Raw genomic sequence first — 11,884 nt, 5'->3', positions numbered from 1 at the left:
CTAACGAAAACAGGCAAGGGCAGTTGCATTGAGATTTTTATAAAGCCAAACGCAGTTTAGGCTGACGCCTTATAACAATTTAGTGTACGGAAAAAATCCTTTATGCAAGGCGGATAAATTCCATATATCACTTTTACAATGCTCTAACTTTCTCACGTAAATTCACTTTCATCAATAACCTACACTTAGTATCTGAAAATACTGCACTTAAGTACGGAATCTTTCCTTTTTATTTTACGGTCGGGTTAAAAACCGTAATTCTGTTTTTATTTACAGTAATAAAATTTAGAAAAATGAAATCAATGTTCATGCAAATGGTAGTTGAGCATATGCGCAACCGTCGCTACGCGAAGCGTTCCATAGAGCTTTACAGTAAATGGATAATTAGCTTTATCCGCTTTAATAACAGTAAGCACCCATCTGAAATGGGAGACAAAGAAGTTGAAGTGTTTCTGTCTCACTTAGTTAACGCTAAAAATGTAGCACCCGCCACTCAAGCAAGCGCCTTGAATGCATTGGCGTTTTTATATCGCGATATATTAGAGCGTCCACTGTCATGCGAGCTCAACTTTGTTGCAAGTCGAAGGCAGGCTAAGCTACCCGTAGTGCTTACGCAAGATGAAGTAGTTACTCTTTTTGAACAAATTCCTGCCAACCTAAAATTGCCCATATCTTTGCTATACGGAAGTGGTCTGCGACTAATGGAAGCGGTAAGGCTGCGAGTTAAAGATATTGATTTTGACTACAACGCTATTCGTATATGGGATGGAAAAGGCGGTAAGCATCGCATTGTAACCTTGGCAGCAGAACTTAAACCTGGGCTTACACGCCAAATTGCCATGGTGGAAAATTTCTTAGCGGCCGATTTAGAGAACCCAAAATACGCGGGTGTTTATTTACCACACCGAATGCGTTTGAAATACAAAAATGCACCTAGGGAGTTAGGCTGGCATTATTTGTTTCCGTCCTCTCGGTTATCTGTGGATCCTGAGAATAAAAAAGTGCGACGACATCACATTGATGAATCGAGCATTCAAAAAGCGATACGAAATACGGCTAAAGCCTGCGATATTAAAAAGAAAGTTACGCCGCACACGTTACGTCACTCTTTTGCCACGCACTTATTGCAAGCGGGCGCTGATATTAGAACGGTGCAAACCCAGTTAGGGCATTCAGATGTAAAGACTACGCAAATTTATACTCACGTACTTCAGCAAGGTGCGCAGGGCGTGGTAAGTCCGCTGTCTCGAGTTTTGAAGTAACCTTTAAAGTAATTATACCTAACAAAAAAGGGCCCGAAGGCCCTTTTGCAAACTTAGCGTTTTAAGCTCTAGTTTAAGTGCTTAGTCAAGTGCTTATACACGCTCGAATACGGTAGCAATACCTTGGCCTAAACCAATACACATAGTTGCTAAGCCTAGGCTTACGTCTTGTGATTCCATTAGGTTGATAAGCGTACCCGAGATACGTGAACCAGAACAACCTAGTGGGTGACCAAGTGCAATTGCACCACCGTTAAGATTGATCTTAGTATCTAGGTGGTCCATCCAACCTAGTTGCTTAATGCACGATAGTGCCTGAGCAGCGAACGCTTCGTTAAACTCAGCAAGTTCAATATCGTCCATAGTAAGGCCAGCGCGCTTAAGGGCTTTCTGTGTTGCTGGCACTGGGCCATAACCCATAATTGCCGCATCACAACCTGCCACTGCCATCGAGCGAATTTTCGCTCGCGGCGTTAGGCCAAGCTCTTTCGCACGGTCTGCCGACATAAGCAGCATACCTGATGCACCGTCAGACAGCGCAGAAGACGTACCTGCAGTTACGGTACCGTTTACTGGGTCGAACACTGGGCGAAGCGCGGCCATGCTCTCAGCAGTACTTTCTGGGCGTACTACTTCATCATAGTCAATAAGCTTCAACACGCCGTTTGCATCGTGACCTTCAATAGGCACAATTTCGTTAGCCCAGCGGCCTTCAAGGTGTGCTTTGTGCGCTAGCTGGTGCGAACGCGCGCCAAATGCATCTTGTTGCTCACGAGTAATACCGTTTTGACGGCCAAGTAGCTCGGCTGTCATACCCATCATGCCCGATGCTTTTGCCGTGTATTTAGCAAGGCCAGGGTGGAAGTCGATGTTGTAGTTCATCGGTACGTGACCCATGTGCTCAACACCACCAATCATGTAAATGTCACCACGGCCGCTCATGATGCCGCTTGTTGCATCGTGAAGGGCTTGCATTGATGAACCACATAAACGGTTTACCGTTACCGCGCCTGTTGTGCGTGGAATTTGTGTAAGTAGTTGCGCATTACGTGCAACGTTGAAGCCTTGTTCTTTAGTTTGTTGAACACAGCCCCAAATGATGTCTTCAATTTCCGCTGGGTTTACGCCAGGGTTACGCTCTAGTAGCGCGGTCATTAGTGCTGCAGATAGGTCTTCTGCACGCACATTTCTGAAAACACCGTTTTTTGAACGACCCATAGGGGTACGTACGCAATCGATTACGACCACTTCTTTCATTAGATTTTCCTCCGGGTCTTATGCGAAATAGGATTTACCAGCAGCGGCCATTTCACGAACGCCGTCTGAGATCTGATAAATTGGACCAAGTTCAGCGTACTTGTCTGCCATAGCAACAAAGTTCGCCAAGCCAATGGTTTCAATCCAACGGAAAACACCACCGCGGAATGGAGGGAAACCTAAGCCGTAAAGTAGCGCCATATCAGCTTCAGCTGCGCTATCTACAATGCCTTCTTCTAGGCAGCGAATTGCTTCGTTTGCCATAGGGATCATAAGGCGTGCAATAATGTCGTCAGCTTCAAAGTCTGTCTTTTCAGCTACGTGTGGCGCCATTAGTGCGTATGCTTCTTTAGCAGGTGTTTTAGACGGCTTTCCGCGCTTATCAACACCGTAGTTGTAGAAACCTTTACCGTTCTTCTGACCTAAACGCTCTTCTTTGTAGAACAAAGTTACTGGGTCGTTGTCTAGGCGAGCCATACGCTCTGGAATACCCGCTGCCATCACGTCTGCTGCGTGATCGCCCGTGTCGATACCTACAACGTCCATTAGGTAAGCTGGGCCCATTGGCCAGCCGAAGATTTTTTCCATTACTTTATCAACCGCTACAAAATCAGCGCCGTCGATAAGTAGCTTACTGAAGCCTGCAAAGTATGGGAACAATACGCGGTTTACCAAGAACCCTGGGCAGTCGTTAACCACAATTGGAGTTTTGCCCATTTTAAGGGTAGCAGCTACTACTGCATTGATGGTTTCTTCAGACGTTTTTTCGCCACGAATAATTTCAACTAGCGGCATGCGGTGCACTGGGTTAAAGAAGTGCATACCACAGAAGCGCTCTGGCTTGTCTAGGCTTTCGGCTAGCTGGTTGATAGAGATAGTAGAGGTATTTGAACAGATGATAGCGTCGTCAGCTACATTGTCTTCTACTTCTTTAAGTACAATACCTTTTACTTTCGGGTTTTCTACAACCGCTTCAATGACAAGGTCTGCATCTTTAAGTGTGCTGTACTCAAGGGTAGGGGTGATAGCGTTAAGTGTTTGCGCCATTTTAGTCGCATCAACTTTACCGCGCTTCATTCCTTTACCAAGAATTTTCGCTGCTTCTGAAAGGCCAAGGTCTAGCGCACCTTGGTTAATGTCTTTCATGATTACTGGCGTGCCTTTCACAGCACTTTGGTATGCAATACCGCCACCCATGATGCCTGCACCTAGTACAGCGTTAAGTTTAGACTGCTTAGTAGCTGCTTTTGCTTGCTTCTTACCTTTGCCTTTCACTAGCTGGTCGGCTAGGAAAATACCAATTTGCGCTTTCGCTGCGTCGGTTTTTGCAAGGGCAACAAAGCCTTCGTTTTCAAGCTTAAGTGCGCCGTCACGGTCTAGGCCTGCAGCTTTTTGAACTGTCTCAACCATTTTGTGCGGTGCTGGGTAATGTTTACCCGCTTGTGCAAATACCATGGCTTGAGCAGTAGAGAAGCTCATCATAGCTTCGTTTTTATTTAGCTGTAGTGGGGCTTTCTTAACTGCACGACGTGCCTGCCAATCAAATTTACCGTCAACAGCGTCTTTCACCATCGAAAGCGCACCTTCAACAAGAGCTTCTGGAGCAACAACTGCATCAACCGCGCCTTCAGCCAAGGCTTTCGCGCCTTTTCTGTCGCGGCCAGTGGTCATCCACTCAAGGGCGTTGTCTGCACCAATTAGACGAGGAAGACGAACCGTACCACCAAAACCAGGCATAAGGCCTAGCTTAACTTCTGGTAAACCAATAGACGCGGTGGTGTCTGCAATACGCATGTCACACGCTAATGCCATTTCACAGCCGCCACCAAGAGCGAAGCCGTTAACTGCGGCAATAGTAGGGAAAGGTAGGTCTTCGAAGCGGTCGAATACTTGTGACGTATTAGCAACCCACTGTAGTACTTCGGCGTCGTCCATGGCGAATAGGCCAGTGAACTCGGTGATGTCTGCACCCACGATAAAAGCAGGTTTTGCACTGCGTACTACTAAGCCTTTTACGTCGCCTTTAGCAAGTAGGGCTTGAGTTGCTTCATCAAGCTCGCTCACCGTTTGGCGGTCGAACTTGTTTACTGAACCTTGGGCGTCGAATACCAGCTCAGCAAAGCCGTCATCTAACAGGCTGACGGAAAGACTTTTGCCTGTGTATATCATTATCATCTCCTTCGGCATTGGCCAGGATGTTAGTGAAGTAATCCAACTAATTTGTAGGGTCGTATGCATTCACTAACGCGTTAGGGTGGCTAGATTCTTTACAAAGCCACACAAAATTTCAACAAAAAATCAAACAAGCGTTTCAATTTGTCTAAGGTAGTGGTCCGATGACTTAAATTCAAGTGCAAATATCGAATTCAAGCTTCATTTCGGCATTGGTGGTTGTATAATGAGCGTTATTGACGCAAAGCGCCAATCCAGCAAAAGAATAATCTACAATCATGTCAACTATGTGTGTAAAGCATAGCTAACGACAGCTGGCACAACATCTTCTTTTGGCAAGGAGCCAAGGCTGAATTTTTCCCGTTAGTTGTAAAACAAATGTAATGGGTCAGTCGCAATGCTGCTTTTTCGGCAACATTTTACAATTAGCTCGTTCTGGCAACGTTTGCCAACGCCTATAGCGTTCGAGTGTAGTGCAGGGTAGGAGTTCTATTGTGTCTGGGTTTTATTTTAGTTCGTGGTTAGGTCGGCACTTGCCGGCAAACAATAAAGCCATCGTTACTTTTGTAAGTGCGCTGGTGTGCTCATTTTCCTCTTTTTGCGCCTTCGCGTCGCAACCTTTATCCCTGCCTGACGATATTTTCGAAGAAGACCGGGCACGCTATTTAGATGTTGAAAAGAAGCTTTTAACGTATTCAAAACGCAGAGTTGAAAGCCTTGACGACGAAATATACGACTTGGCGCATTACCCTTTGTACCCTTATCTTCTTAGGCTTAAATTAGAGCGCACTATGTCGATAAGAACGAAGCGCGACGTTAAGCAGTTCTTGGAAGATTTTAGTGGCCAACCCGTAAGCTATGGGGTTCGCTACAAATGGCTAAATTACCTCGCCAAAAACGATTATCGCAGTACTTTTTTGGGCAGTTACCGTCCAGGTATGGGAGCAAGGCTTACGTGTATTGCACTTAACTATCGGTTGAAAGAAGGGGAAAGCGAGGCAACGATTTTGCCTGAAGTTGATGCCCTTTGGCTTCATGGCCAGTCTCAACCCGATGAATGTGACCCGCTTTTTGCGAAGTGGAAGAAAGCAGGCATGATGACCCCAGACATGGTGGTTAAGCGCATTGAAATTGCGGCAAAAGAAGGTAATAGAAGCATTATCTCGTACCTAAAGCGTCAGTTGCCCCATAATAAGCAATATCTAGCAGATGCGTGGCTATCAGTAACTCGAGATACCAGGCGAGTAAATAAGTCGGCGCTGTTCCCATTAAAAAATGCCTCGCAAGAAGCAGATGTTATTGTGTGGGCAGTAGAAAAGCTGGCTTGGCGAAACCCTGACTTAGCGGCAACGGTGTTTACACGCTACAACAATAAGCAGCTATTTTCACAAGCGCAGCAACACGTGATGCAAAGAGCCATTGCGCTAAGTTATACGCTAGAACGCTTACCTCAAGCACATCATTGGTTAGAGCTTGCTGACGTACCTGGCGCCAGCGAAGACATAAAGCTATGGCACGTTTCACACTTGCTGCGCACCAAAAAATGGCAGGAAGTAGTGAATGTCATTGAAAACGCGCCTGTTAGCTTGCAGCAGGAAGAAAACTACCGTTATTGGAAAGCACGTGCACTGGAAGCGCTGGGGCAAACCATGCAAGCAACGGTGCTTTACAAGGAGCTTGCGCAAGAACGCCACTATTATGGTTTCATGGCCAGTGCACATGTAGGCGAAATACCATCGCTTGCGCACACACCTGCGCCTCGAAATACAGCTGCTATTGCTAGTGTGGCAAGAACACCTGCAACCATGCGCGCCGTCGAATTCTTTAGGTTAGACAGAACCACAGAAGCGCGCCGCGAATGGTATTACCTGTTATCACACTTGCCTGAATCGAAAGTGACCGACGCGGGTATTTTGGCTTATGAGTGGGGCTTGTACGATCAAGCCATTACCAGCTTTGCACGAAGCGGCTACTGGGACGACGTAGAGCGTCGCTTCCCGTTAGCGTTTAGCGATGTTTTTAGCGAAAAGTCTCAGGCCTATAGTATTTCAAAGTCGCTTGCTATGGCTATTGCCCGCCGAGAAAGTTCGTTTAGAAGCGATGCCATATCGTCGGTTGGTGCTGCCGGATTAATGCAACTTATGCCGGGAACAGCGCGTTACGTTGCTAAAGAAAAAGTCAGTCGAAACGAATTGTTTAAGGTAAATGATAACGTCGAGTACGGGGTGCAGTACCTTCGTTACTTAATGGACAAGCTTAACAATAACCCAGTATTGGTGTCGGCATCTTACAACGCTGGATGGCGTAAAGTATTAGAGTGGCTGCCTGCTGACGAAGCGTTGCCCGTCGACATCTGGATAGAAAATATCCCCTATAAAGAGACGCGCGCTTATGTGAAAGCCGTGATGGCGTACCAGCATATTTACGACCAGCAGCTAGGTGGAAATGAGAACATTTTTCCTCAGCTCACCCGCGATATGATCCCTTCAGTAGACGCGGTCAGTACACATCCGGTAACAGGTACACTACAACTAGCGCCTCAGTGAGTTTACACACCTGAATACTTAAAATGAGGCCAGCATGCATGTCATGGTGGCCTCGTGATACACTGTGTTCCATCTAACAACGAAAAGATAAGAGGGGCTATGTCGCAACATCAAGCAACCTACCAACAGCATATCGAAGAGCTTCAATCTCGCACTCGCGAGGCATTGCAGCGAGAAGGGCTAGACGGATTAGTTATTCACTCGGGGCAGGGCAAGCGCCTTTTCTTAGACGACAATCACTACCCATTTAAGGTAAACCCACAATTTAAAGCATGGGTTCCAGTCATCGATAACCCAAACTGCTGGCTGGTGGTTAACGGTGTAGACAAGCCAACACTTATTTTTTATCGCCCAGAAGACTTCTGGCATAAAGTGCCGCCAGAGCCAAACGACTTTTGGACTGACAGCTTCGACATAAAGCTACTTCAACAGGCCGATGCCGTTGAGAAATTCTTGCCTTACGATAAAAGCCGATTCGCATATATAGGCGAGTATATTGAAGTGGCAAAAGCACTGGGCTTTGATAACGTAAACCCAGACCGCGTATTGCATTATTTGCACTATCAGCGTGCTTATAAAACCGATTACGAGCTAGACTGCATGCGCGAAGCGAACAAGCTGGCGGTAGCTGGCCACAAGGCAGCAGAGCAAGCTTTCCGTGAAGGAAAAAGCGAATTTGATATCAATCTTGCCTATGCAGCGGCAAGCCGACAAGGCGATAATGACGTGCCATACACCAGCATTGTGGCACTTAATGAACACGCTTCAATTTTGCATTACATGCAGTGTGATACGGTTGCACCAAAAGAATCACGTTCATTTTTGATTGATGCGGGTGCGAATTATCACGGCTATGCGGCAGATATTACGCGTACTTACGCTCAAAACGATGTTCATAATTCAACGATGTTCCGCGACCTCATTCAAGCGGTAGATAAGGTAACGCTTACGCTAGTCGACTCGTTAAAGCCCGGTGTAGCGTACACCGACATTCACTTGCTAGCCCACGATGGCATTGCACAAATTCTTCACGACACCGGTATGGTGAACTTAACACCGCCTGAAATTGTGGAAATGGGTATAACGCGTACGTTCTTCCCCCACGGTATTGGCCACTTCTTAGGTCTGCAAGTGCATGACGTAGGTGGCCTGGTAAATGACGACAGAGGCACACCGAAGCCTGCCCCTGAAGACCATCCATTTTTGCGCTGCACGCGTATGGTAGAGGCTCGTCAGGTATTCACTATTGAACCGGGCTTGTACTTCATAGATAGCTTGTTACGCGACCTAAAAGCAACGCCAGCGTCTAAGTACATTAACTGGGATACCATTGATGCATACAAGCCATTTGGCGGCATACGAATTGAAGATAATATTATTGTGCATCGCGATAGAAACGAAAACATGACCCGAGATTTAGATTTAAGTTAATCGGCCTTTTCTGAGCTTAGCTAATAGCAAGCTCAAGCTACTTTCATGAATGCAAAGGGCAGCTTTAGGCTGCTCTTTTTTATTAAGGGTGTAGAAAAAGGTACTGAAATTTACATTTGCTTGTACACCAATGGTGCTATGTGCAGTAATCAACAGTTAGACGTGCACAGATAAATACGAGAAAGAAGTCCTATGTCACAAGGCGATATTGTAGGTTTATTGGTAATGGCAACGGTGGCTGGTTTAGCGATGCCAGCGGGTGCTGTTCTAGCAACGAATCAAGGTATTCAACCTAAGTGGCTAGAAAAAGAGTTACGCCATGGCATTTTAGCGCTAGGAGCAGGCGCCCTAGTATCAGCGGTAGGCTTAGTACTTGTACCCGAGGGGATAAAAGGCGTATCGGTATTTGCGGCCTTAGTGTGCTTTGTTGGCGGAGCTTTAGCTTTTATGGTCCTTGACATTTACTTAGCCAAAAAGAAAACCGCTGGCAGTCAGTTAGCGGCCATGCTGAGTGACTTTGTGCCTGAATCCATTGCCCTTGGTACTACGGCAGCGTTGGGCGGTGGCACTATGCTGTTAGGGTTATTAATCGCAGTCCAAAATTTACCTGAGGGCTTTAATGCCTACAGAGAGATGCTTCCAAAAAACAAACAGCGTAGTACTAAACTTATTGTTATCTTTGTTTTAATGGCGCTACTTGGGCCTTTGTTTAGTTTGATAGGTTTTTATTATCTAGCGCAGTTTCCAGTTGTAATGAGCGGAATCATGCTGTTTGCAGCAGGTGGTATTCTTTATTCAGTGTTTCAGGATATAGCACCGCAAATTCGTATTGAAAACCATTGGCTGCCACCTCTAGGAGCTATTCTTGGTTTTCTAGTGGGCATGATTGGTCTTATGCTTGAAGGGTAGTTTTTAGAGTTTAGCCAGTCTATTTAACAAGCCTTTTTAGCTGGCTCCACTAACAAAAAAGGCGTGTTGACTACAACACGCCTTCTCACAGCATTTTTTGATAACTAACTAGTACGCTCAATCGAAATATGTGCCAGCGCAATTAGCGCCTCTTTGTATTCAGAATCTTCTATAGCATTGAGGCTATCAATGGCCATTTGAACTTCTTTTTGCGCACATTCACGTGTGTAATTCAAAGCACCAGTTTCTTCCATTATGCCTTGAATGCGCGTTAAATGCGGTAGGCCGTTGCTTTGCTCAATGGCTTCTTGAATTAGCGTTTTATCATCTTCATTTTTGGCGTGCCACATAGCGTAAAGAAGCGGAAGTGTGGGTTTGCCTTCTGCTAAGTCATCACCCGCATTCTTGCCCATTTCTTCGCTGTCAGCCATGTAATCAAGAATATCGTCAGCTAATTGGAAGGCGGTGCCTAAGTGCTTGCCGTACTCTTGCATGGCGTGCTCAATACGCTCGTCTTGGTCGGTTAGCACCGCGGCTAATTGCGTTGCTGCTTCAAACAAACGGGCCGTTTTACCGTAAATTACATCAAAATACCGAGCTTCTGTTGTGCTGGCGTCGTTACAGTTCATTAGCTGCAATACTTCGCCTTCTGCAATTTGGTTAGTGGCTTCAGACAGTATTTCCATTACACGCATGCGCTTAAGGCTTACCATCATTTGGAAAGAGCGCGTATAAAGAAAATCACCTACCAATACCGATGCCTGATTGCCGAAGATAGCGTTCGCTGTCTCGCGCCCTCGGCGCATAGTCGATTCGTCAACCACGTCGTCGTGCAACAGGGTTGCGGTATGAATAAATTCAACAATGGCTGCAAGGGTGTGATGATCGTTATTTTCAATGCCCATAGCCCGCGCACTTAACACGGTAAGAAGTGGGCGCAAGCGTTTACCACCACTGTTTACAATGTAAAAACCAAGCTGATTAATAAGGGCAACTTCAGAGTCGACTTGTTGTTGAATCAGTTGGTTGACCGCCTGCATATCGTCGTTAGACAGGGTGCGGATTTGATCTATATCCATAGGCATGGCAATAAAAACTTACTCTTACGTCTGGGCAATTATTGGTGGCGATTGTACCTTAATCACCCGTACTATCCACCAAATTGTCTTAAAAAATGACGGCTTAACGCATTTATGTGTAATTCCTGAAATGCGAATAACCCGAACGAGAAATTAGAGGGGGAACGTTCTTCTACGAAATCCAGTTCATTGCAACGTTTTTTACCTAGCACGCCGACTGCACACCCCAAGTCATGTTGTTACATGTAATTATAGGCGCTCTTATCAATTTTTCCTGCAAAGGCGTTATTTTTTGCAGTTATATTTCGCAAAACTAGGTCTTGCTGGCGAGTTTAATTGATAAACCCTGCTTTTTTCCAGTTATTAACAGCCAATATCGTAACCGTGTTAAGAAGTGTAGTTATAGTGAGTAAAACAACAGAACCGTTTCTTCAATAGGGGTTAAGAAATAGCAAATTTTACATGTCTAAAATTGCAGTGAGGTAGAAAGAAAAGTCGTGAATGATGTAGATCTGAAACCTTTCTGGCGGCGATATTGTTCATGGCAGCGCCATTTACAGGTTGGATCGCAAGCGGATCTTAGTGATCGTTTTAGCGATCTCAATTCGATCAATAATTGCGATCCGTAATGTTTTTTGCTGCAGGTTTTGCAAGTTGAACACGTAAAACCACACATCTTTCTTTGCTCTAGTAATTGTAAATTTGCTGTTTTCTCGAAAAAAATTGTGTTTTTTTACCTGTTTTTAGGCATTTGAAGCTGCATCAAATAAGCAATTGGGGCATAATTCGCCCCATGTTGGAAAAATAATCTATTTTTCTGCGAATCGGGGTTGTGATTTACGGATGTTTCACGTACAATTCGCGCCCTGTTTTTTGAATTGAAGCGTCAGTGGACGCAGAGCGGAGTTAACTATGTACGCGGTTTTCCAAAGTGGCGGTAAACAACACCGTGTGGCCGAAGGCCAAACCGTTCGTCTTGAAAAAATCGAAGTAGCCCCAGGCGAAACGGTTGAATTTGACAAAGTTTTAATGGTAAGCAACGGTGACGACGTAAAAATCGGCACACCAATCGTTGCTGGTGGTAAGGTGACTGCTGAGGTTGTTACACACGGTCGTGGCGATAAAGTAAAAATCGTTAAGTTCCGTCGTCGTAAGCACTCTCGTAAGCAAGCGGGTCACCGTCAGTGGTTCACAGAAGTGAAAATCACTGGTATCAACGCATAATAGG

At 45.6% G+C, this 11,884-nt stretch carries 8 protein-coding genes; 5 read left to right on the top strand and 3 right to left on the bottom strand.

What is annotated here, in order from left to right; translation table 11 throughout:
- Positions 1–293 precede the first annotated feature (293 nt).
- Positions 294–1,262, top strand: coding sequence for an integron integrase (locus tag ACHUFN_RS19020; RefSeq protein ID WP_394224310.1), 969 nt, complete (start codon positions 294–296; stop codon positions 1,260–1,262).
- 93 nt (positions 1,263–1,355) lie between these two features.
- Here the strand turns inward: ACHUFN_RS19020 and fadA are convergent, their stop codons facing one another.
- Positions 1,356–2,519 carry an acetyl-CoA C-acyltransferase FadA gene (gene fadA, locus ACHUFN_RS19015; RefSeq protein ID WP_394224309.1) on the bottom strand — a complete coding sequence of 388 codons (1,164 nt, stop codon included), beginning with the start codon at positions 2,517–2,519 and terminating at the stop codon, positions 1,356–1,358.
- An 18-nt stretch (positions 2,520–2,537) separates the two neighbouring features.
- Entirely contained in the window at positions 2,538–4,688 is a 2,151-nt protein-coding gene (fadB, locus tag ACHUFN_RS19010) for a fatty acid oxidation complex subunit alpha FadB (RefSeq protein ID WP_394224308.1), read from the bottom strand.
- Positions 4,689–5,185: 497 nt separating this feature from the next.
- Here fadB and ACHUFN_RS19005 point away from each other — a divergent pair, with 497 nt between their 5' ends.
- The 3 genes from ACHUFN_RS19005 to ACHUFN_RS18995 all read left to right on the top strand — a co-directional run bounded on the left by ACHUFN_RS19005 (position 5,186) and on the right by ACHUFN_RS18995 (position 9,577).
- Positions 5,186–7,237: a transglycosylase SLT domain-containing protein gene (locus ACHUFN_RS19005; protein ID WP_394224307.1), complete on the top strand. Its 2,052-nt coding sequence runs from the start codon at positions 5,186–5,188 to the stop codon at positions 7,235–7,237.
- 99 nt (positions 7,238–7,336) lie between these two features.
- Entirely contained in the window at positions 7,337–8,668 is a 1,332-nt protein-coding gene (gene pepQ / locus ACHUFN_RS19000; protein ID WP_394224306.1) for a Xaa-Pro dipeptidase, read from the top strand.
- Between the two features lie 192 nt (positions 8,669–8,860).
- Positions 8,861–9,577 carry a ZIP family metal transporter gene (locus ACHUFN_RS18995; protein ID WP_394224305.1) on the top strand — a complete coding sequence of 239 codons (717 nt, stop codon included), beginning with the start codon at positions 8,861–8,863 and terminating at the stop codon, positions 9,575–9,577.
- A 104-nt stretch (positions 9,578–9,681) separates the two neighbouring features.
- On the opposite strand, the gene ispB is transcribed toward ACHUFN_RS18995, so the two are convergent.
- The gene (gene ispB / locus ACHUFN_RS18990; protein WP_394224304.1) at positions 9,682–10,656 is read right to left on the bottom strand and encodes an octaprenyl diphosphate synthase; all 975 of its coding nucleotides are present in this window, start codon (positions 10,654–10,656) and stop codon (positions 9,682–9,684) included.
- A gap of 912 nt (positions 10,657–11,568) precedes the next feature.
- Between ispB and rplU the strand changes: the two genes are divergently transcribed.
- Positions 11,569–11,880: a 50S ribosomal protein L21 gene (gene rplU / locus ACHUFN_RS18985; RefSeq protein WP_012517169.1), complete on the top strand. Its 312-nt coding sequence runs from the start codon at positions 11,569–11,571 to the stop codon at positions 11,878–11,880.
- Positions 11,881–11,884 lie beyond the last annotated feature (4 nt).

The organism is Alteromonas gracilis, from assembly GCF_043642145.1.
In the GTDB taxonomy this organism is placed as follows: domain Bacteria; phylum Pseudomonadota; class Gammaproteobacteria; order Enterobacterales; family Alteromonadaceae; genus Alteromonas; species Alteromonas gracilis_B.
This window is presented reverse-complemented; position numbering and strand designations above follow the sequence as displayed.

Excerpts from the sequence above, each read along its gene's own strand:
- ACHUFN_RS19020 (WP_394224310.1), top strand. The coding sequence starts at position 294 with ATGAAATCAATGTTCATGCAAATGGTAGTTGAGCATATGCGCAACCGT.
- fadA (WP_394224309.1), bottom strand. The coding sequence starts at position 2,519 with ATGAAAGAAGTGGTCGTAATCGATTGCGTACGTACCCCTATGGGTCGT.
- fadB (WP_394224308.1), bottom strand. The coding sequence starts at position 4,688 with ATGATATACACAGGCAAAAGTCTTTCCGTCAGCCTGTTAGATGACGGC.
- pepQ (WP_394224306.1), top strand. The coding sequence starts at position 7,337 with ATGTCGCAACATCAAGCAACCTACCAACAGCATATCGAAGAGCTTCAA.
- ACHUFN_RS18995 (WP_394224305.1), top strand. The coding sequence starts at position 8,861 with ATGTCACAAGGCGATATTGTAGGTTTATTGGTAATGGCAACGGTGGCT.
- ispB (WP_394224304.1), bottom strand. The coding sequence starts at position 10,656 with ATGGATATAGATCAAATCCGCACCCTGTCTAACGACGATATGCAGGCG.
- rplU (WP_012517169.1), top strand. The coding sequence starts at position 11,569 with ATGTACGCGGTTTTCCAAAGTGGCGGTAAACAACACCGTGTGGCCGAA.